Origin of the sequence: Pontibacter sp. MBLB2868, from assembly GCF_051904785.1 — a bacterium.
GTDB lineage: Bacteria > Bacteroidota > Bacteroidia > Cytophagales > Hymenobacteraceae > Pontibacter.
In genome coordinates, this window is the sequence record NZ_CP196710.1 from 3,162,812 (window position 1) to 3,181,973 (window position 19,162).

20 protein-coding genes are annotated in these 19,162 nt (G+C 44.4%); 6 read left to right on the forward strand and 14 right to left on the reverse strand.

From position 1 onward, the window contains the following. Nucleotides 1–392: 392 nt before the first annotated feature. Nucleotides 393–1,385, reverse strand: coding sequence for a T9SS type A sorting domain-containing protein (locus tag ACSX1A_RS13520; protein WP_439880171.1), 993 nt, complete (start codon nucleotides 1,383–1,385; stop codon nucleotides 393–395). Nucleotides 1,386–1,590: 205 nt separating this feature from the next. After that, nucleotides 1,591–2,754 carry a trans-sulfuration enzyme family protein gene (locus ACSX1A_RS13525; RefSeq protein WP_439880172.1) on the reverse strand — a complete coding sequence of 388 codons (1,164 nt, stop codon included), beginning with the start codon at nucleotides 2,752–2,754 and terminating at the stop codon, nucleotides 1,591–1,593. 232 nt (nucleotides 2,755–2,986) lie between these two features. Between ACSX1A_RS13525 and ACSX1A_RS13530 the strand changes: the two genes are divergently transcribed. Both ACSX1A_RS13530 and lysS read left to right on the forward strand, forming a co-directional pair. Next, the gene (locus tag ACSX1A_RS13530; protein ID WP_439880173.1) at nucleotides 2,987–4,015 is read left to right on the forward strand and encodes a hypothetical protein; all 1,029 of its coding nucleotides are present in this window, start codon (nucleotides 2,987–2,989) and stop codon (nucleotides 4,013–4,015) included. A gap of 179 nt (nucleotides 4,016–4,194) precedes the next feature. Beyond that, nucleotides 4,195–5,742, forward strand: coding sequence for a lysine--tRNA ligase (gene lysS / locus ACSX1A_RS13535; RefSeq protein ID WP_439880174.1), 1,548 nt, complete (start codon nucleotides 4,195–4,197; stop codon nucleotides 5,740–5,742). A 76-nt stretch (nucleotides 5,743–5,818) separates the two neighbouring features. Here the strand turns inward: lysS and ACSX1A_RS13540 are convergent, their stop codons facing one another. The 3 genes from ACSX1A_RS13540 to ACSX1A_RS13550 all read right to left on the reverse strand — a co-directional run bounded on the left by ACSX1A_RS13540 (nucleotide 5,819) and on the right by ACSX1A_RS13550 (nucleotide 7,427). Further along, on the reverse strand, nucleotides 5,819–6,256 hold the full coding sequence (locus ACSX1A_RS13540; protein ID WP_439880175.1) for a YtxH domain-containing protein: 438 nt from the start codon (nucleotides 6,254–6,256) through the stop codon (nucleotides 5,819–5,821). Between the two features lie 251 nt (nucleotides 6,257–6,507). Further along, nucleotides 6,508–6,831, reverse strand: coding sequence for a YtxH domain-containing protein (locus tag ACSX1A_RS13545; RefSeq protein WP_439880176.1), 324 nt, complete (start codon nucleotides 6,829–6,831; stop codon nucleotides 6,508–6,510). Between the two features lie 173 nt (nucleotides 6,832–7,004). Next, on the reverse strand, nucleotides 7,005–7,427 hold the full coding sequence (locus ACSX1A_RS13550; protein ID WP_439880177.1) for a YtxH domain-containing protein: 423 nt from the start codon (nucleotides 7,425–7,427) through the stop codon (nucleotides 7,005–7,007). A 187-nt stretch (nucleotides 7,428–7,614) separates the two neighbouring features. Between ACSX1A_RS13550 and ACSX1A_RS13555 the strand changes: the two genes are divergently transcribed. Both ACSX1A_RS13555 and ACSX1A_RS13560 read left to right on the forward strand, forming a co-directional pair. Beyond that, nucleotides 7,615–7,845, forward strand: a complete 231-nt coding sequence (locus tag ACSX1A_RS13555; protein WP_439880178.1) for a Kazal-type serine protease inhibitor family protein — start codon at nucleotides 7,615–7,617, stop codon at nucleotides 7,843–7,845. A gap of 25 nt (nucleotides 7,846–7,870) precedes the next feature. Beyond that, complete coding sequence (locus tag ACSX1A_RS13560; RefSeq protein WP_439880179.1) at nucleotides 7,871–8,239, forward strand: cupin domain-containing protein; 369 nt, start codon at nucleotides 7,871–7,873, stop codon at nucleotides 8,237–8,239. A gap of 140 nt (nucleotides 8,240–8,379) precedes the next feature. Here ACSX1A_RS13560 and ACSX1A_RS13565 read toward each other — a convergent pair whose 3' ends face one another. The 9 genes from ACSX1A_RS13565 to ACSX1A_RS13605 all read right to left on the reverse strand — a co-directional run bounded on the left by ACSX1A_RS13565 (nucleotide 8,380) and on the right by ACSX1A_RS13605 (nucleotide 16,445). Further along, a complete protein-coding gene (locus ACSX1A_RS13565; protein WP_439880180.1) occupies nucleotides 8,380–9,192 on the reverse strand; it encodes an enoyl-ACP reductase FabI in 813 nt (270 codons plus the stop codon). 58 nt (nucleotides 9,193–9,250) lie between these two features. Next, nucleotides 9,251–10,930 carry a DNA repair protein RecN gene (gene recN, locus ACSX1A_RS13570; protein ID WP_439880181.1) on the reverse strand — a complete coding sequence of 560 codons (1,680 nt, stop codon included), beginning with the start codon at nucleotides 10,928–10,930 and terminating at the stop codon, nucleotides 9,251–9,253. A gap of 246 nt (nucleotides 10,931–11,176) precedes the next feature. After that, complete coding sequence (locus tag ACSX1A_RS13575; RefSeq protein ID WP_439880182.1) at nucleotides 11,177–11,407, reverse strand: hypothetical protein; 231 nt, start codon at nucleotides 11,405–11,407, stop codon at nucleotides 11,177–11,179. Between the two features lie 73 nt (nucleotides 11,408–11,480). After that, complete coding sequence (locus ACSX1A_RS13580) at nucleotides 11,481–12,386, reverse strand: DUF4835 family protein (protein WP_439880183.1); 906 nt, start codon at nucleotides 12,384–12,386, stop codon at nucleotides 11,481–11,483. Beyond that, nucleotides 12,379–13,041 carry a bifunctional phosphopantothenoylcysteine decarboxylase/phosphopantothenate--cysteine ligase CoaBC gene (gene coaBC / locus ACSX1A_RS13585; protein ID WP_439880184.1) on the reverse strand — a complete coding sequence of 221 codons (663 nt, stop codon included), beginning with the start codon at nucleotides 13,039–13,041 and terminating at the stop codon, nucleotides 12,379–12,381. Before coaBC ends, ACSX1A_RS13580 begins: the two co-directional genes overlap by 8 nt. After that, on the reverse strand, nucleotides 13,022–13,519 hold the full coding sequence (locus ACSX1A_RS13590; protein WP_439880185.1) for a flavoprotein: 498 nt from the start codon (nucleotides 13,517–13,519) through the stop codon (nucleotides 13,022–13,024). Before ACSX1A_RS13590 ends, coaBC begins: the two co-directional genes overlap by 20 nt. 72 nt (nucleotides 13,520–13,591) lie before the next feature. Then, complete coding sequence (locus tag ACSX1A_RS13595; protein ID WP_439880186.1) at nucleotides 13,592–13,918, reverse strand: DNA-directed RNA polymerase subunit omega; 327 nt, start codon at nucleotides 13,916–13,918, stop codon at nucleotides 13,592–13,594. Nucleotides 13,919–13,928: 10 nt separating this feature from the next. Beyond that, nucleotides 13,929–14,753: an outer membrane protein assembly factor BamD gene (locus ACSX1A_RS13600; RefSeq protein ID WP_439880187.1), complete on the reverse strand. Its 825-nt coding sequence runs from the start codon at nucleotides 14,751–14,753 to the stop codon at nucleotides 13,929–13,931. Between the two features lie 75 nt (nucleotides 14,754–14,828). Next, the gene (locus ACSX1A_RS13605) at nucleotides 14,829–16,445 is read right to left on the reverse strand and encodes an OstA-like protein (protein ID WP_439880188.1); all 1,617 of its coding nucleotides are present in this window, start codon (nucleotides 16,443–16,445) and stop codon (nucleotides 14,829–14,831) included. Nucleotides 16,446–16,592: 147 nt separating this feature from the next. On the opposite strand from ACSX1A_RS13605, the gene tilS reads away from it, so the two are divergent. Both tilS and mdh read left to right on the forward strand, forming a co-directional pair. Beyond that, nucleotides 16,593–17,924 (forward strand): tRNA lysidine(34) synthetase TilS, encoded by a 1,332-nt coding sequence (tilS, locus tag ACSX1A_RS13610; RefSeq protein ID WP_439880189.1) that lies wholly within the window; start codon nucleotides 16,593–16,595, stop codon nucleotides 17,922–17,924. Nucleotides 17,925–18,096: 172 nt separating this feature from the next. Continuing rightward, on the forward strand, nucleotides 18,097–19,035 hold the full coding sequence (gene mdh, locus ACSX1A_RS13615; RefSeq protein ID WP_439880190.1) for a malate dehydrogenase: 939 nt from the start codon (nucleotides 18,097–18,099) through the stop codon (nucleotides 19,033–19,035). Nucleotides 19,036–19,162 lie beyond the last annotated feature (127 nt).

Here is a 19,162-nt window from a genome sequence, read left to right on the forward strand (position 1 = left end):
TTGCTTTAGTGTAGAACGAATTGATTTACAGAGACAGGAAGGCGCTGCCAGGCCAGAGGAAAGTGGATTTTTGATATATCTCGCAGTTCCTTGAATCATGAAACAAAGTTAGCATCTATATCTTCATAAATGTTATGTATAACTTCATAATCAGACTATTACAATTAAAACCACTGTTATGGGGTATTTTTCTTTAAATATCACAAAATAAGTTTTACAGGCATCAGCTCTTTTCCATTGGCACTAACTGCATTTTAAATATCCAATAAAACATAGCGAAATCCATATATTTTACAATCTGGCACCCGACGAGGGAAAGTCATAAATAGCTTAAAATAAAAAGAGCCTGCCACTTTGAAGTGGCAGGCTCTTTTTATTTTAAGCTACAGCTGTTAGTTCTTTAACAACTTAGTCTGATAGATTTCCTTTCCGGCAGCAACATTCACAAAGAACATTCCTTTAGGTAGAGAAGTCATTTTCTCATTCAGTGACTGTTGCACATTAGACTGGCTACCCGCAGACTGGAAAATTACTTTTCCTTCTACTGACCATACTGTTAGAGTAACATTCTGCCCCGCAACATGACCAGGAAGCGATAATCTTACATTCTGGTTTTGCATAGGATTAGGGTAAATACTGAACATACCTTTCGTAGCATCTGCGATACCAGTAGTAGTGGCAGCAGTCAAAGTCATACTAAAATCATCAATAGCATATAGCCCATCAGAACCACTATCATTTGGGTCGCTCCATCTAATCCATAAAGTTTCATTTGGAGCTAAAGTAAGATTTGAAATAGTACCAGCTATACCGATTTTGTTGGCAGCAGCATTTCCATCAACTGCTGCATTGTCTGTAGCACTCTTTAGTATCTCAACCAAATCCATTGAAGTCAACGCAGTCCAAGTAGCTGCTTCATCATTAATACCTGAAGCATTCAGACTATACATAAAAGCAGTAGTCTCATCTGTTGTAGCAAGAGAACCTGTTCGCCATTGCTCCATGGTAGCGGCAAATGCAACTGTTCCAATAGTGCTTGTTGTTCCATTTGTAAAACCTGCTCCAAATCTAACATTTGTAGAGGTAGAACTTACACTTCCAATTGCTCTATCTGTAGCATCGGTTGTACCTACATTATAAATTGCTCCTGAGTTTGCAGAACCATCTGATACAACAGGTGTAAGTGTTGCACCTGCTGTTCCGGTACCTGCATATCTAACTGCAGTCCATCCCTCAGGCAAAGTTGTGCCTGTTGCACCAATTCCATCAAAGTTTTGCGAATAAGTCAGGTTTGTGAGTGTAACCTGAGCAGAAGCATTACTGCCTGCTAAAACCAGTCCACCCAATAAGGCAAGAGCAGCTACTTTTTGTAAATGTTTAATCATAAAAGTTTGAAATTAGATATAGATTAGGTTGATTTTCTAAGTATAAGCGCAGCCACTCCTGCTGTTGGCAAAAGAGTAAACATTAAGAAAAGCTACTGAACTATCTTACAAATCTAACCTGATTTTTAATATCTTATGTTATCTATATATTAAAAATTTTACTTCTTGCTCAAACCGGACTTCTGAATTTGATTCCCTACCCTTTTTATGTTTTTATATGCTCCAGAGCCTGTTCCAAATCCTTTATCAGGTAATCAGGATCCTCGAGCCCAACATAAAATCGTACTAAGTTAAGTGGCAGGTTTGGTTTAAGTGCCCCTTCGGTATAAGAAGCGGCAATCGGAAAGATGAGTGACTCATGCCCTCCCCAAGAGGCAGCCATCAGGAAGTGTTGCAGACTATCACAAAAAGCTTCAACCTGGTTGATATTATCCGTTTTTAACGTGATGGTGAACTGGCCGGAATTATTGCGCATCTGCCGCATAGCTAAGGCATATTGTGGGTGTGCTGGCGAAAAAGGGAAGTATACTTTATCTACTTTGGGGTGTTGCTCCAGGCAGGAAACCACTTTCCGGGTGGAGGCAGCAATGCGTTCCATCCGTACAGGGAGCGTCCGCAGCCCCCGTATCAGAAGCCAGGCATCGTGCGGAGACATAACAGCGCCAAGTGTCATGAACTCCCGTTCGAATATTTTGTTAATCATTTCCCGGGTGCCGCACACAATGCCCCCCATCACATCGGAGTGCCCACCAATGTACTTGGTGCAGGAGTGCAGCACAAGATCCACCCCAAATTGCAGCGGGTTTTGGTGTAGTGGGCTGGCATAGCTATTATCGATAATTGTGGTGCAGTTGTTTTGTTTGGCAACAGCCACAACAGCGGCAATATCCTGAAGTTCGAAAGTATAGGAGTTAGGGCTCTCCATGTATAAAAGGCGTGTATTTGGCTTAATGGCATTGCTGTAATTGATGGTATCCGTACCATCCACCATTGTAACGTCAACTCCAAACCGGGGTAAAAACCGTTGCATCAGCGCATTGGTCCAGGTATATGGTTTCCTGACGCATACGATATGGTCACCGGCATTTACCTGCGACAGTACTGCCGCTGACACAGCTGCTATTCCACTCCCAAAGGCAATAGCATGTTCAGCTCCTTCCAGTGCTGCTACCTTTTTCTCCAAAATAGTTACAGTCGGGTTATTACCCCTTGTGTATAGGTGCACCTCTGGCTCATGCTGCAGCATATACCGCATATCAGCTACAGTTTTACAAGCAAAATTGCTTGTTTGTAAGATGGGAGGCGCTACAGCATTATAGTAATTCTGGCGCTCCTCCCCTAGCTCGTTCAGAATATAAGAAAGGTCCATTTGCAGTTGTTTAACTCCTTCTTTATTACTGTTATAGCACCGGTGTTGTTTTAGCAAATACCCTGAATTAAAGAACCCTTACCTGATTGTTTTACAACACTCATTACACAGCATAATATAGAGCAACAAATACGCATTTATTGTTACATAAAGCAATGTTTACCAACTACTTACATCAATAAATAATTATACTTTTTTGCAACTGATAAAGGACTGAAATTGTTGTTATTATATGAAAGAGAAAGCAGAAGAAAACGTTTTTCAGATCAATCAGGAGGTACAGAACGAGCTTGAGAAGGACTGGCAAAAATCCATTCCGGCACAGGTTTTTCTGAACTACTTTTTTGCAATTAATTACCATCTGAAGCATTCAGACAATACTGGTGTAGAACAACTGGCTTTTCTAAGAGAGGCGCAGTCTGAGCTTGATGAAAAGGACCTGGAAGTGATAAAGCTCCACCTGGTAAACAGCTGGAGCACCGAATATGCCTTGCGGGCAACAGCAGAATTAGGCGATGAGTCTTATATGCGTAATGCCCTCCACTGGACCTTTCCGCAGGCTTATTATACTGTATTTGCCGGCTTACAGGCATTCCTGCATACACGTGGTGTAAAAACAAATAACGAAGACTGGATACTGCGTGAGGCAGGGAGGCTGGTAGTGAAAAATGCGTACCCAAGGGCAATTGGTTTTTATGCCTCCGGGCATTACGATGATTTTAATGTGCATCGCTTGCCTTTAGCGCATTATAAACCCGGATTACAGATAGCTGGTAAAGAGCTGGAGGCACAGTCTCAGATCGGGCAGTTTCTTAGAACTACCCGACGACAAAAGGCAAAAGCTGTCAGGCAGCAGGTGCAGGCAAACCCGGCAACAGCCATTCGTAGCGCCAGGTCAGGAGAGATATTACAGAAATTCGGGCCGCAGCATTGGCAGCAACTAACCTGGCGTATTGGCTATACTACTTTGTTCGACCTGATGGCACGACTTCGTATTTCATCGTCGCACCGTGAGATAGAGCGGTTTGTACAGGCAGAAATTGATTTCAAGTTGTTCCATGAATCACTGCTGGAGATAGTTAGCTACCTCAATGGCATTCACGAAAGTTATGTAGCCCAGGCCATGGGAATAAAACAATACGAGGCTTTTGTGAAAGAACTTCCTAAGTACCTGCAGCATTCTTTTGTGGCAGCCAGGTTGCAGGAGCGCATAAAACCGCTTTTCGGAGAAGAACATTACCAGCTTGGTCAGGCCGCATAAGAACCTTAGCTGCGATCATACTTTTAACACCTGCAAGTATAAACTTGCAGGTGTTTCCTTTTCCATTTCATTGCTATACTATCTAAGAATCAACAATTCACTAACTAACTGTTTAAAAGCTGCCGAATATTTAGCAATTTTGCAGCTTGATATAAACTACACACTTTTAGTATAACCGCATGCAACTGAGCGAACAGGAACTACGCAGACGCCATGAGCGTGAAGAGTTGGAGAAAATGGGCATCAACCCATATCCCTCTGAAACATTTGAAGTTACTGCCACTGCCAAAGAGATAAAGGAAAATTTTGATAAGGAGCAAAACAATTATCAGGAAGTAAGCCTTGCCGGCCGCTTAATGAGTCGTCGTATTATGGGCAAAGCCTCATTTGCGGAGCTTATGGATAGCACTGGCCGTATTCAGATCTACGTTTGCAGAGATGATATTGCACCTGGCGAGAACAAGGACCTTTATAACACAGTGTTTAAAAAGATGCTTGACATCGGTGACTTCATTGGTATCAAAGGCTATGCTTTCGTTACGCAGGTTGGAGAGATCTCGGTGCACGTAACAGAGCTTAAAGTTCTGACCAAATCTCTAAAGCCACTTCCTATTGTTAAGCGTGAGATTGATGAAAACGGCGTGGAGCACGTGTACGATGCATTCAGTGATCCGGAACTCCGTTATCGCCAGCGTTACGTTGACCTGATCGTTAACCCGAATGTGCGTGAGACTTTCAAGAAGCGTACGCAGTTGGTTAACTCCATGCGCAGCTTCTTAAGTGGTCAGGGCTACTTAGAGGTAGAAACTCCTATCCTGCAGCCATTGTACGGCGGTGCAGCAGCACGTCCGTTCAAAACGCACCACAACACCCTTGACATGACACTATACCTGCGTATAGCCAATGAGCTATACTTAAAGCGGCTAATAGTAGGTGGTTTTGATGGTGTTTTTGAGTTTGCAAAGGACTTCCGCAACGAAGGTATGAGCCGCTTCCATAACCCTGAATTTACACAGGTGGAGCTTTATGTAGCCTACAAAGACTATAACTGGATGATGAACCTGGTAGAAGAAATGGTGGAGAAAGTAGCCATGGACCTGCACGGAACAACAGAAGTTAAAGTTGGCGAGCATATGATCAACTTCCAGCGCCCATGGAAACGCTTTACTATGTTCGAGGCTATTGAGCACTTCACGAAGATCGATATCTCTTCCATGGAAGAACCTGAACTTCGTCAGACAGCGGAGAAACTGGGCATTAAAATAGATCCAACTTTAGGCAAGGGTAAGATCATCGACGAAATCTTCGGAGAGACTTGTGAGCCTTACCTTATCCAGCCAACTTTTATAACGGATTACCCCGTGGAAATGAGTCCCCTGGCTAAGAAGCACCGCGATAAGCCAGGACTGGTTGAGCGCTTCGAGGCGATCTGTAACGGTAAAGAGATCTGTAATGCATTCTCTGAACTAAACGACCCAATCGATCAACGCGCGCGTTTTGAGGAGCAGCTGGAGCTTGGTAAACGTGGTGACACCGAAGCCATGATCCTGGATGAAGACTTCCTTCGTGCCCTGGAATATGGTATGCCGCCTACAGCAGGCTTGGGTATCGGTATTGATCGCTTAAGTATGATCATGACTAACTCACACTCTATTCAGGATGTACTGTTCTTCCCGCAGATGAAGCCGGAAAAACAAGACAAGAAAGAAGAAGAGAAAGTAAAGTAACGTTGCCTTACACTTATATAACAAAAGGGCCTGCTACAGTGTAGCAGGCCCTTTTGTTATAAATTATTTGATCATATTATAAGCCCGGTGTTTTGCGAGCATCGTTCACCATGTCATTCAGCTCTTTATCTTCCCACTTATTTTTGTCTGTGTAAGGGCTTGGTTGCTTGTTACCGCTCAGGTTCGGGTTGATATAAACCTCCTTCTTCTTACCGGTCCAGGACTCTACCTTAGACTTAGTAGCAGAATAGCCTTTATTTACCTGATCCCCGAGCTTTGAAGCTGAGTCAGCTACTTTTTTACGGGTAACCTTACCCTTTTCAGGAGCCAGCAGCACTCCGGCAATAGCACCTGCAGCCGCGCCTGCAATCAGGCCTACGGCAAGTTTGCCGCCACCACTACTCTTATTGCTTCTTGAAGAGGTATCTTTTTGCTTGATCTGACGCACAGATGAATTTGTATTATATGTCGACTTGTTTTCTCCTAATGATCTGCATTCCATTTCCGTTCTCATAGTTGTATCTTGGTTTTATTACAATTGATTTAATCCAGTTTGCAGAAGCAAAGCTGTACCTTTTATAACGGGAGAGCAGCTTTAAGGTTAGCACGTACATACCTGTTAAAACGCAAAAAGCGCCTGCTCTAAAAAGAGAAAGCGCTTTCTGATAACAATGTATAAGGCTGCCTCAGCGAGATAAGGTCTACTAAACTGTATCTCCAGCCTTTGTCAACATTGCAGATTATTTATTTTATCCAGACTGGCAATTAAGCGTTTCCGCCGCCAGTTGTACTGCCTGTGCTACCAGCACCAGAAGTGCTTGATGAAGAACCAGAGCTGCTGGTTTTAGATGATGAACCACCGGTATTAGAACCTGATTCTGTTTTACCCAGGTTTCCGCTCATGTTCTTTATTTCTTCAAGTCCAGCCTGCAAGTTCTTTTCTAAGTCCTTGCTCATTTTGCCAGCCCATTTCTTTACACTACCACGAGTTGCCTCACCAGTGTCAGGAGCCATAAGCAGTCCGGCAATTACGCCTGCACTAGCACCAGCCAGAAGGGCCAAAAGAACTTTTCCGCTATTATCTTTCATAGTCTCTATTGATTATAGTTTTTATATTTATATATTCTGATTCTGTGTGTTATACTAACGGTTAAGTATAGCATTTAGTTATATATCTAATGCAGAATACTTAAATACTGCTTTTAAATATATAAAATAAGCTCTAAATACACCATCTTAACCTTGCTTCTGAACGTTGCTATTTAGCGCAATTCTGAAAGCAATCTGATCACTTCGTCTTTGGTTTTACCTAAGCGCCGTTGTATACGGTCCAGTAATTCATGCTCACTGCCTTGCTGATACGAAAGGTCTTCTTCGGTTAGCTCTTCATAGTTCTGGCGTAGCTGGCCTTTTACATCTTCCCAGGATCCATGCATAACCAGTTGGTCATCCTCCTCGCTTGCCCCTCCCTGTGATAGCTTTGTCTTCAAATTATCTGTCCAGCTTTTCATAGACGTATTCAACTCGTCGCTAGCTTTGTAAAGGCTGCGCATAACGCTTTCGCGTGTAGCTTTGCCATTCTCAGGTGCCAGCATAATTCCTGCCACCACACCAGCACCAATACCAGCTAATGTAGCCATTAATATTTTTGAATTGTCTTTGTTCATGTTATCCATTTGCTTCATTTGTTATTGCTCAAACTGTTAGTTTACATGCGTATGCCTTTCATTTATCACTAAAAAAGGGCTTTATCCTAATTAATTTAGATATTTTTACGCTTCCAATAACATACGTCTACATCTGTAGTTAGTTAATTTTTGACGTTCAGCAGCCGATGGCGTATAAAGCAAAGACTGTATAAAAACTAAAACTATGAAACGCGCATTGGTAGCCATTGCCCTACTAACGGTGCTCACTTCCTGTGTAAGCCCTAAGCAAAAATCAAATGCCTGTATTGATGAGAGCCGCATAAACCCAAACCAGGTGTGCACAATGCAGTATGACCCTGTTTGCGGCTGTAATGAAAAAACGTACGGCAACGCCTGCGAAGCAGATCGGGCAGGTGTGACAGCTTATACTCCAGGACCCTGTGACAATAAATAACCTAAAAGACTATTATCAAATTAAAATGGACAAGAAGTATATTAAACAGACAAATCCGTTTCGTGTGCCCACCACCGACGGGAAGTTAATTGAAGAACATTTTGGTCATGCATCAACCCGCACCGGAGGGTTTAGTATAGCGCACATGATCGCGCCTCCCAATTGGAGCGAGCCCCATCAGAACCCTGAATTTGATGAAGTAACCATCGTATTAAGAGGCCGGAAAATTATTGAAATAGATGGCGAGGAAGTGGAAGTGAATGCCGGTGAATCTATTCTGATCAAGGCAGGAAGCCGTGTCCGCTACTCTAATCCGTTTGATGAAGAAACCGAGTATTGGTCTGTTTGTGTACCCGCCTTCGATATTGCCACAGTGCACCGCGAGGAAGAGTAAACTACATCAGGCGGCCCCTAAACAGGAAACGGCTTATGCAAGGTTGCATAAGCCGTTTCCTGTTTAGGGGGAAAAGAAGTAATAAAGTACAGATCCTCGCGCTATCGCAACTGCCTGACTTTAGTCTTCTGATCCAGTATTTATTTGCTGATCATCTCCACGATACCTTCTGATATACCCATGCTGCTGAAGCCACCATCGTGCATCAGGTTTTGCATGGTTACCATTTTCGTCAGGTCAGAGAAGAGTGTAATGGTATAGTCTGCACAGGCTTCAGCCGAAGCATTGCCCAGAGGCGACATTTTATCTGCATAGTCATAAAACGCATCGAAGCCGCCAACACCTGTACCGGCAGTTGTTTTGGTAGGTGACTGTGAGATGGTATTTACTCGGATGTTCTTCTGAAGTCCTAAACGGTAACCATAGTTACGCGCAATTGACTCCAGCAATGCCTTGGCCTGCGACATATCTGTATAATCCGGGAAAACGCGCTGTGCAGCAATGTAAGAAAGAGCCACTATAGAACCCCATTCGTTCATGGCATCCAGTTTCTCGGCAACATGCATTACTTTATGAAAAGACAAAGCAGACACATCCAGCGTTTTCATGAACCAGTCGTAGTTCAGGTCCCCGTAAGACTTTCCTTTCCTGATATTAGGGCTCATACCAATAGAGTGCAGCACGAAATCGATCTTGCCTCCTAAAATTTCCTGTGCTTTAGTAAACAGGTTTTCCAGGTCTTCTACAGAAGTTGCATCAGCAGGGATGATCTGTGCATTGCAGGTTTCCGCCAGCTTATTAATTTCACCCATGCGCATAGCAAGTGGCGCATTGGTAAGTACAAACTCAGCACCTTCTTCTTTGGCACGCATGGCTACTTTCCAGGCAATGGACTTTTCGTCCAGCGCACCGAAAATGATTCCTTTTTTTCCTTTTAGCAGATTATAGGACATGTCTTTATGGTTGTTTTGTTCTTTCCTCGATTTAAGTCGGCAATATAGCAATAAGTCGTTACAGTGATAGCAACTCTTTAGCACTTTGATAAGCATTGGCACTTGGGTTAGCCCCTGCTATCATATGTGCGATCTCATTTACGCGCTCTTCGTCGCTTAGCTTTTTAACGCGGCTAATGGTTCTGTCTTCTGTATCCTGCTTGTACACAAAATAATGCGCATTGCCCTGAGCAGCTATCTGTGGCAGGTGCGAGATAGCAATGATCTGGTGCTTCTGCGCCATCTGCTGCATCATTTTACCAACTTTCACAGCAACCTCACCTGATATACCTGTGTCTATTTCGTCGAAAACTATTGTTGGCAGAGCCGTTTTATCTGCCAGCATGTACTTAACGCTCAACATCAGACGAGAAAATTCACCACCAGAGGCAGCTTTTACCAATGACTGCGGCTGCGCTCCCTTGTTGGCACTAAAAAGAATGCTGATCTCGTCGGTACCGGTAGCTGAAGGAGAAGTAGTATTATGTTGAATGACAATACGGGCATTAGGCATACCTAATTCCGCTAGTAAACTATATAATTCTTTCTCAAAATGACCAAAAGATGCTCTGCGGCGTTCAGAAAGAACCGTTGCTTTTTCCAGCACTTCTTTTTCTGCCTGTTGCATTTGCTTTTGTGTACTGGTAATGGCAGCATCCAGATTCAGCACGCTCCCTACTTTCCCTTCCAGGTCTCGCTGAATCTCCAATAACTCGGCGTTTGACTGCACCTGGTGCTTGCGCTGAAGTGTATAGATCAGGTTCAAGCGTTCCTGCACCGTAATTATCCGTTCCGGGTCTGCTTCTGTTTTGCGCTCCGCATCTTCCAGTTCTCCGGCAATATCGCTCAGCTCTATCATACAGCTTTCGGTACGGGTGCGCAGCTCATCATATTTGGGTGAGAACTGTGCAAGTTGCCCGATCAGGTGAGCCGTATCTTTTAAAGCGGAAATGATGTTAAACTCAGACTCCGAGAGGTGTTGTACTGCCTGCGTCAGCTTCAGTTTAATATCCTCTGCATTCTCCAGCTGTTTCAGCTCATTTTCCATCTCCTCCTGCTCAGCCTCCTGAAGGCCCGCTTCCTCCAGCTCATTCAGCAGGAAAGTATGATAATCAAGTTCTTTCTGTGCCTGGGCCAGCTGGTCTTCCAGCTTCTTATAATCAGATTCCAGCTTTTTATACTTCCGGAAAGAAGTATTGTAATCGTTGAGGTAGGACAGGTTACCTGCGTAGATATCCAACGATGTATTACCGGCATACACATCCAGGATATTAAGCTGGTAGCTGGTATCGCCGAGCTGCAGTGTATCGTGTTGCGAGTGGATATCCATTAGGTTTTCCCCAATCTTACGGATCACATCCAGGGTTACCGGCGTGTCGTTTACAAAGGCCCTGGATTTACCACTTGGGCTTATCTCGCGGCGCAGAATACACTGGTCATCATAATCCAGGTCTTCAGACAGGAAAATATCCTTCAGGTTATAAGAAGATATATCGAACACTCCCTCTATCACGCACTTCTGCTCCTGGTCAAAAAGTAATTTAGAGTCAGCGCGATTACCCATTAACAAACCGATGGCGCCAAGCATAATAGATTTACCGGCACCTGTTTCGCCTGTGATGATGTTTAGAACAGGAGACGGGTTCATCTCCAGTTTCTCAATCAGGGCGTAGTTCTTTATTTTAAGATCAATGAGCATAGAAGTTGACGCAAAGCTATAGACACAAGATGTAAGACTTTTTGCCTATGCTAAAGTTCGGTATTTAAATTAATAATTTGTAGTCAGGCTAAAGTATAATTTATACCACCCTTTGATAAACACGGTAACACGTAAATTTTTCATAGTTGTTCCGGATGCTCCATTTTACTAATCAGAGTAGTTTATTTTCAACCAGAAGTGTCTTACAAGAATAAAAAAAGGGCGAACGTCCCTGATAAACATCCTTCAATAAGGTGCTTCAATATCATAAATAACTTCTTCCACGTCGTTAAAAGCAAAAGTGTGTTTACCAAACCGGAAGTCCTGCAAAGCCAGCATTGCTGGGCCCGATGAACTTAAAACACCGTTTAACACCGCTTTAGAGCGCAAAACAACCTGTACTGATGATTGCAGCAACAGTTCTGGAAGATGTTCTTCTAGATTTTTTCGGAAGATTCGGACCTGGCGCTTGCCCATAGAATGTAGTATAAAATCAGCAGCTCTTTCTGCTGCCGTGAAGTTACGCCGATTTAGTTAAATTCTAAAAATTTTAGCGTTTTAGCAAAACTTCATATTTGCTGTTGTTCGTTGGATCTGTTTGGGAAAGGATGGCATAGGCCTGCTGCTTCTGCGCCGGGGTGGCATTTTTGAACATATTAACCAGTTCATCAGATTTAGCATCGAAAAAAGAGCGGATTACAGCGGCATTTGGCTTTTGCTGCTGCAGGCGTTGAATGTTCTCTAAAACACTTATCACCGTCTGCCGTGCCTTTTCCGGATTTTCTATCATCAGGTCAAGCCCAAGGCGGTGCATGTTGTACAAACCTTCGCGGAACGGCAGAAACTGAGGGTCCTGCATATTATCGATCAACCAATAACGGTTGCGGTTGCTATCAAAGGCTTTCCAGCCCTGATAGCCCGGGCCTTGCGAGGCAGCCAGGTTTAGTACTGCCCGTGCCTTATCAAAAGCAGGTGCGCCGCCTAATCTGCCAAAACTGTCATTATCAACCCCTATGATCATGTAGGCATAAAATGCCAGCATAGATGATAGGTTAGAGGAGTAATTATTCTCAGCAAAATCCAGCGGCTGGGCATCGCTGAACTGAAAAGTCCAGTCTTTGTCAATAAAAGAGAAAAGCGTGGATTCATAACCCGTGCCATAGGCTGGACGAACAGATACTACCTGTACATTGGCTTTAAAAACTCCTATCTCCGGCATCTCCGTCAGGTTGATCAGCACACGGCATTTAATGCGTTCATCCGGGCGGTAAGGTTGGTCAGTCCAGCGCCGGTTGTTCATAAACTCGAAGATACGCGTTTGCATATCCGTGAACAGTTGCCGGTCAGTGTATTGTACCTGTTCGCTGTTAACCACTACATCGCACTGCAGCTCCTGCGCACTCACAGACCAAACTGTCAGGCAAAACATCAGCAAAACAAGTATTTTTTTAGGCATTTACTCTCTCCCAGATCAGGTTTACAATATCCTCTGCTACCTCACTTTTATGCTTCAGATCAAAAGCGGTTACAGTATCTTTCTCGATGATGGTTATTTTATTCGTATCGTGCTTAAAGCCAGCCCCCGGATCATTCAGGGAGTTGAGCACGATCATGTCTAAATTTTTCTTCTGCAGTTTTTCGCGTGCGTTCTCGCTTTCGTTATTGGTTTCCAGGGCAAACCCAACTGAGAACTGCGTCTCTTTTTTTGCTTTGCCCAGCGCTGCTGCAATGTCAACGTTTTTAACCAGGTCTATTGTGAGTTCGTTGCCGCTTTTCTTTATTTTTTTATCGGCCACGACCTTTGGCCGATAATCGGCAACTGCAGCTGCAAACACAAGTATATCAGCTGTGGCTGCCATACTTTTCACTGCTTCATACATTTGTTCGGCAGTGGTAACGGCAGTAACGTGAATTTGTGGGTGCTTTGCCTCCAGGTTTACAGGGCCCGACACAAGTTGGACCCGGGCACCCCGGATCGCGAAGCTTTCTGCTAATGCGTAACCCATTTTACCAGTAGAGTGGTTCCCGATAAAGCGCACCGGATCGATCGGCTCGTGGGTTGGCCCTGCTGTAACAAGTATGGTTTTGCCTTTAAACGTTCTTTTGGTCACCTGCAAAGAAATTCTGAAGCACTTGAATAATTTCCTCTGGCTCAGCCATACGTCCCTGCCCTACCAGTCCGCTAGCTAATTCGCCATACCCCGCTTCTATGATGCGGTTGCCATAGCCTTGCAACTTTCTGAAGTTGTTTTGCACCGATGGGTGCTGGTACATATCCAGATCCATGGCAGGAGCAACAAACACGGGGCAACGGGCAGAAAGATACGTAGCAGTAAGCAAGTTATCGCAAAAGCCGTTAGCCATCTTAGCCACCGTATTGGCACTAGCCGGGGCTACTACCATTGCGTCGGCCCAAAGGCCTAATTCCACATGGTTGTTCCAGGTACCAGTATCGTCTTTGACAAATTTGGTAAGCACAGGCCTTTTAGAGAGCGTGGCCAATGTGAGAGGGGTTATAAAATCAGAAGCAGAAGCGGTTAAGATAACCTGCACTTCTGCTTCCGATTTTATGAGCTGGCGTACTAGCAAAGCTGCTTTATATGCAGCTATGCTTCCGCAAACTCCCAGTATTATTTTTTTATGCCGGAGCATAGACCTGTACTACAGGGAAATTTCCTCAGACTCCTCGTCTGGTGTACGGTAGTAAACCTTACCTTCCAGAAACTCCTCAATTGCCAGGTTTGTAGGCTTAGGCAAACGCTCGTAATATTTAGAGATCTCGATCTGCTCACGGTTCTCGAACACTTCCTCCAGGTTATCTACGGTAGTGGCAAACTCCGCTAATTTAGAGTTTAACTCTTCCTTTAGCTTTACTGCCACCTGGTTTGCTCTTTTAGATATCACAGCCACAGACATGTACATGTTGCCAGTTTGCTTTGCAAAGTCGGCCATGTTGCGGGTAACGATAGATGATGGAACTGATGCCATATATGTATACTTATGAATTTGCTTGATTATTTTTCTTGATTTTTTCTATTTCTGCCATCGCCTGCTCATAGATCTGCTCTGCATCCCGGGCAAACTTGCTGTTTGGATACTGGTCGATAAAAGCCTGATAGTAATCAATGGCTGTATATAAACGCTCTTCCTGCTTGCTCGGTATACTTTCAAGCGCGAACCTAAGTTGCGCATCTAACTTCAGATAAGCTGCTTCTTCGCTATACGGAGAAGAGGCGTGTTCCTTCTGGAAGTTATCAAATGCAACGGCTGCCGATCTCCAGTAACGCAACTGGTAGTAGAGTTTGGCATTGTCAAATGATTTCTTGTCAAGCTTAGTAAGCAGCTCATCAATCATCTCATTCGCAACAGCTACGTTTTCACTATTAGGGTAACGCACCAGGTACTCCTGCAGCGACTCGATAGCGGTTAAAGTGCTTGTCTGATCCTGTTCATAAGAAGGCGACTGGTTATACAGTGCCTTTGCCTGCATGAACATAGCATCTTCTGCCAGTGGGCTGCGTGGGTAGGTCTGGTAGAAATTCTTAAAATGGAAATCTGCCAGCAAATAATCCCCAAGCTCAAAATAGGTCTGAGCCAGGTAATATTTAGCCTGCTCTGCCGTTTCGCTTCCCGTTAGCAGTGGCGTTACCTGCTCCAGTAACTGGTTCGCACGGTAGTAATCCTCTTTCTGATAATACTCAAGGGCTGCCTTGTATTTTTTGTCAACGTCGTTGCTCTTCAGCAGCTTCTGAAAATTACTGCAGCTGGAAACAAGCAGCAACAAGCCAAGTATGGCAACGGTATGTAAAAAGCCTCTATTCATGAACGGGCAAAATTATACAATATCTACGTGATTTACAAAACTGAATATATTGGGTTAAACCCGGCGCAATTTATGTCATTTTTTACCACGAGTGGCCTTTTTTATAGTGGCCGGCTTCTTTTTCGGCGTTTTTTTAGGCTGTGCCTTTTGCTTTGCCGGTACCCGGTTTGCAAAAACATCTTTCCTGGTTGGCCTCAACTCAGCGTACCAGTTAAATCCTTCCAGCCTTCTTTCTTCTTCTTTCAATTCGTGCGGCGGGATAAAGCTTGCGTCCGGCTGCACTAAGAACGAGATCGTCTTCAGTTTATTTTCATCGAACCGTAATACCATATTACTTGATATGGATTTATTCATTCCGGTTAGTACGGTGTCGCCTTCCAGGGCAAAGTATAAGCTCTCACCATTGCCCTGAACATCCACTTTTCGTATATCACCATTTTTGAAATAAGCCACCATGTCACGGCCTTTCACCTGGTTATAATTTTTCAGGGTATCTTCTGAAGAAATAAAGGCATTGCTGAACATATACATCTTATCGATGGTCTTGTTGCGCAGGTGTATGCGAATGGTATCGGAAACCAACTGGCTATTATCATTCCACAGCACCGGTTTCACGTTCATGTACATCACAGAATCAGTGCGGTTATAGCTTACCGAATCAGCTTTGCCCTGCAGGTCTTTTTTAAAGATCTTAACATTTGGGTAGGCAAACAACATACTTTTCTTTCGGGCTCCTTTTGCCTCTCGTGAGTAAAGTGTATCTGCTGACATGTACAAAGTATCCTTATCAAGGATCGTTTCCATTACCGGGCTGCCGTAAACCTTTGCTTCACCCTTGTCTCTCCAGTAGCGGCCTATCTGCCCTCTGATGGTCACATCGTCTTTCAGCGATCTCAGCGAGACATTTTTTTCAGCATACCCATACCCTTTTGCCTGGTCGTAAAAAAGTTTGTCGCCACCCAAACGGTATTCTTTGGTAAGTATATAGGCATTACGGCCAAAGTTAGACACCTTCGTGATCGTGTTATAAGTACCCTCTTCCGCGTACAGATCCCCCTGCTCCCCTTTGATAAAGGTCGGCCCCTGGAAATAAACGATCTTACTTTGGGTATTATACTTCATGTTCTGCGCAGTGATGTTATACTCCTTCGAGAATACCTTTACATCCTGCTGAAAAGTGAACATTTTTGACTTTGTGTCATAAGTACCAATACGGCTCTCCAAGCGGTTCTCAGGGTCAACAATAGTACCTCCTTCGGTGTAAGTGGCTGTTCTGTTTTTAAAGTCATAGTCCAGAACAGGAGTTGTTAACGTCATGCGCGGGTCTTGCATCACCACGTTGCCACTCATCTTAGCAGTCCGGTTTGCCCCATCGTAAGTAGCGCGGTTTCCCGTCATGGTTACTGAGTCAGCCTGGTTAATGCGCACATTGCCAAATGCATCCAATATATCGCTATCGCGATACTGATAGACAGAATCGGCATACAGAAACGTATCCCGATGTTTAAACACCACATTACCAAGCAATTTAGTAATTCGCTGCCCGTTGTAAACGCCTCCCTCCAAAACATCAGCACCTTTCAGTTCTGCTTTAGAGGACTGTGTCTGCGGCTGCTTTGGCGTCTGTTGCCCAAAAACCACAAAGGTTATCAGCGTAAAGACAAGAGAAAACAGTAATTTTGTATACTTCATTAGTTTAATGGATTCAGGACACAGGACCTAAGACGCAAGATATTTGTAACCACACTTTCATCGGTGTATTTACCTAACGTTCCTTTGTCAATTTCTTGCGTCTAATAGATACTTCAAAATTAGAAAAAAATTACCAGCCGCTGCCTTATGCTACAGAAAGTTTCAGGTTTTATACAATCCCATGATCTCTGCCAGCCAGAGAGCAAAATCTTAGCGGCCGTTAGCGGCGGCATTGACTCAGTAGTGCTATGTGAGGTATTGCACCAGCTAAAGTATGAATTTGCCATTGCGCACTGCAACTTTGGCCTCCGTGCCGAAGACGCGGAAGCCGATCAGCAATTTGTCAAAAAGCTGGCCAAAAAGTATGACGTACCTTTTTATACCGAAAACTTTAATACCCGTGCCTTTGCAGAGCAAGAGCACATTTCCACACAGATGGCAGCCCGCAACCTGCGCTATCAGTGGTTCGAGCAGGTGCGTCAGCAGGAAGCGTATGATTTTATTGCCACCGCACACCACAGCAACGACACCACAGAAACTGTATTGCTGCACCTGACCAGGGGCACTGGTATAGCTGGCTTACATGGCATCCCGGCAAAAAACGGCCACATTATCCGGCCAATGCTTGCGGTTACAAAAGATGATATTTTTGAGTTCGTTACAGAGCGCAAGCTGATCTGGCGCGAAGATGTATCCAATGAAACGACCAAGTACCAACGCAACAAAATAAGGCACGAGGTAATTCCGGTACTAAAGGAAATCAACCCGAGCCTGGAGGAAACAATGCAGCATACGGCAGAGCGGGTTAGCCATGCAGAAGCCATTGTGGCCGCTTACATCGAAAACCTGCGCGAGCAAAGCATAAAAGAGGCTGAAAATGCTTTTTACATAGCCTTACTGCCGTTGCAGAATGCAACCGGTTTGCCAGTGGTACTGCATGAATTGCTCAGGCCTTTTAATTTCAGCTACTCCGTTGTACTGGAACTGGCAGAAGCGCTGGATGGCATTTCCGGGAAGCAGTTTGCCTCCCCTACCCATACGCTTGTGAAGGACCGCGATCAGTTGGTGATCACTCCCCGCGATCTGGGCAGTTTTGGAAGCGTCCTCATCCAGGAGGGCGATACTGAGGTAGAAGCCGGTAATACTGTGCTCTCCATTAAGTATATAGAAGCTGCCAAGTATAAACTGAACACAAAACCGCATGTAGCTGCCCTGGATGCTGACCAGCTAAAGTTTCCTTTAAAATTACGTGCGTGGCAGGAAGGCGAATGGTTCGTACCACTTGGCATGAACGGGAAGAAGAAGATCAGCGACTTTCTGATCGACAAGAAAATTCCGGCTAACCTTAAAGGCCAAATACTGGTATTAGTATCGGACCAGTCTATTGCCTGGATAGTAGGACAGCGGCTGGACAACCGGTTTAAAGTAACCGACAAAACAGAACGTGTGGTGGAGATCAGTATGGCGCGCAAATCATAAGATTTCAGCTTCTTTATTCGTTTTGGGTATACTTTACCTGAGCTCCGGGAATAAAAAAGTGCTTATATCCTTTATCCTGTGTCTTTTGGCCAAAAATCACACTTTTAATAATAGATTTTTCTAATTTTACAGGAATTAATAGAATCTCAAACAAAATAAAGTATATCCGATAATGAAAGTAACTGTAGTTGGAGCAGGTAACGTGGGTGCAACATGCGCCGATGTGCTGGCTTACCGCGAAATCGCGAACGAAGTAGTACTAGTGGATATTAAAGAAGGTTTTGCTGAGGGCAAAGCGCTTGATATCTGGCAGAAAGCGCCTATCAACCTGTATGACACACGCACAGTTGGCGTAACAAACGATTATAGCAAAACTGCTGGTTCTGATGTAGTAGTGATCACTTCTGGCTTGCCTCGTAAACCAGGCATGACCCGTGATGATTTGATTTCTACAAACGCTGGCATCGTTCAGTCGGTAACTGAAAACATTGTTAAGCACTCTCCGGATGCTATCATCATTGTGGTTTCTAACCCTCTTGATGTAATGACTTACGCTGCTCACATTACTTCCAAGCTTCCACGCACGAAGGTAATGGGTATGGCTGGTATCCTGGATACGGCTCGATACAGAGCATTCCTTGCTGAGGCGCTAAATGTATCTCCGAAAGATATTCAGGCAGTTCTGATGGGTGGCCACGGCGACACAATGGTTCCGCTTCCGCGCTACACAACTGTTGGCGGTATCCCGGTAACTGAACTGATCGGTGAAGAAGAACTAAATGCTATCGTTGATCGCACCAAGAATGGTGGTGGTGAGCTTGTAAAGCTAATGGGTACTTCTGCCTGGTATGCACCAGGTTCAGCAGCGGCTCAAATGGTGGAAGCTATTGTTCGTGACCAGCGCCGTGTGTTCCCTGTTTGCGTGAAGCTGGAGGGTGAGTATGGTATTGATGGCGTATACTTAGGTGTACCTGTTATCCTTGGTAAAAATGGTATCGAGAAGATCATCGAACTTCAACTGAACGACGATGAGAAGCAACTGCTTGAAACTTCTCGTGGCCATGTGAAAGAAGTAATGGATGCGTTAGACAACATGACTGCTAAAGCATAACCTATCTTTTTACTTATTGATTAAAAAAAGCGGCGCTTCAGAAATGGAGCGCCGCTTTTGATTTATACCTGGGTCTCAGGCTGCAAGAACAGGTGTTAAAATTTGAGCGTTTATTAACGGATAAGCG

Excerpts from the sequence above, each read along its gene's own strand:
- ACSX1A_RS13520 (WP_439880171.1), bottom strand. The coding sequence starts at position 1,385 with ATGATTAAACATTTACAAAAAGTAGCTGCTCTTGCCTTATTGGGTGGA.
- ACSX1A_RS13525 (WP_439880172.1), bottom strand. The coding sequence starts at position 2,754 with ATGGACCTTTCTTATATTCTGAACGAGCTAGGGGAGGAGCGCCAGAAT.
- ACSX1A_RS13530 (WP_439880173.1), top strand. The coding sequence starts at position 2,987 with ATGAAAGAGAAAGCAGAAGAAAACGTTTTTCAGATCAATCAGGAGGTA.
- lysS (WP_439880174.1), top strand. The coding sequence starts at position 4,195 with ATGCAACTGAGCGAACAGGAACTACGCAGACGCCATGAGCGTGAAGAG.
- ACSX1A_RS13540 (WP_439880175.1), bottom strand. The coding sequence starts at position 6,256 with ATGAGAACGGAAATGGAATGCAGATCATTAGGAGAAAACAAGTCGACA.
- ACSX1A_RS13545 (WP_439880176.1), bottom strand. The coding sequence starts at position 6,831 with ATGAAAGATAATAGCGGAAAAGTTCTTTTGGCCCTTCTGGCTGGTGCT.
- ACSX1A_RS13550 (WP_439880177.1), bottom strand. The coding sequence starts at position 7,427 with ATGAAGCAAATGGATAACATGAACAAAGACAATTCAAAAATATTAATG.
- ACSX1A_RS13555 (WP_439880178.1), top strand. The coding sequence starts at position 7,615 with ATGAAACGCGCATTGGTAGCCATTGCCCTACTAACGGTGCTCACTTCC.
- ACSX1A_RS13560 (WP_439880179.1), top strand. The coding sequence starts at position 7,871 with ATGGACAAGAAGTATATTAAACAGACAAATCCGTTTCGTGTGCCCACC.
- ACSX1A_RS13565 (WP_439880180.1), bottom strand. The coding sequence starts at position 9,192 with ATGTCCTATAATCTGCTAAAAGGAAAAAAAGGAATCATTTTCGGTGCG.
- recN (WP_439880181.1), bottom strand. The coding sequence starts at position 10,930 with ATGCTCATTGATCTTAAAATAAAGAACTACGCCCTGATTGAGAAACTG.
- ACSX1A_RS13575 (WP_439880182.1), bottom strand. The coding sequence starts at position 11,407 with ATGGGCAAGCGCCAGGTCCGAATCTTCCGAAAAAATCTAGAAGAACAT.
- ACSX1A_RS13580 (WP_439880183.1), bottom strand. The coding sequence starts at position 12,386 with ATGCCTAAAAAAATACTTGTTTTGCTGATGTTTTGCCTGACAGTTTGG.
- ACSX1A_RS13595 (WP_439880186.1), bottom strand. The coding sequence starts at position 13,918 with ATGGCATCAGTTCCATCATCTATCGTTACCCGCAACATGGCCGACTTT.
- ACSX1A_RS13600 (WP_439880187.1), bottom strand. The coding sequence starts at position 14,753 with ATGAATAGAGGCTTTTTACATACCGTTGCCATACTTGGCTTGTTGCTG.
- ACSX1A_RS13605 (WP_439880188.1), bottom strand. The coding sequence starts at position 16,445 with ATGAAGTATACAAAATTACTGTTTTCTCTTGTCTTTACGCTGATAACC.
- tilS (WP_439880189.1), top strand. The coding sequence starts at position 16,593 with ATGCTACAGAAAGTTTCAGGTTTTATACAATCCCATGATCTCTGCCAG.
- mdh (WP_439880190.1), top strand. The coding sequence starts at position 18,097 with ATGAAAGTAACTGTAGTTGGAGCAGGTAACGTGGGTGCAACATGCGCC.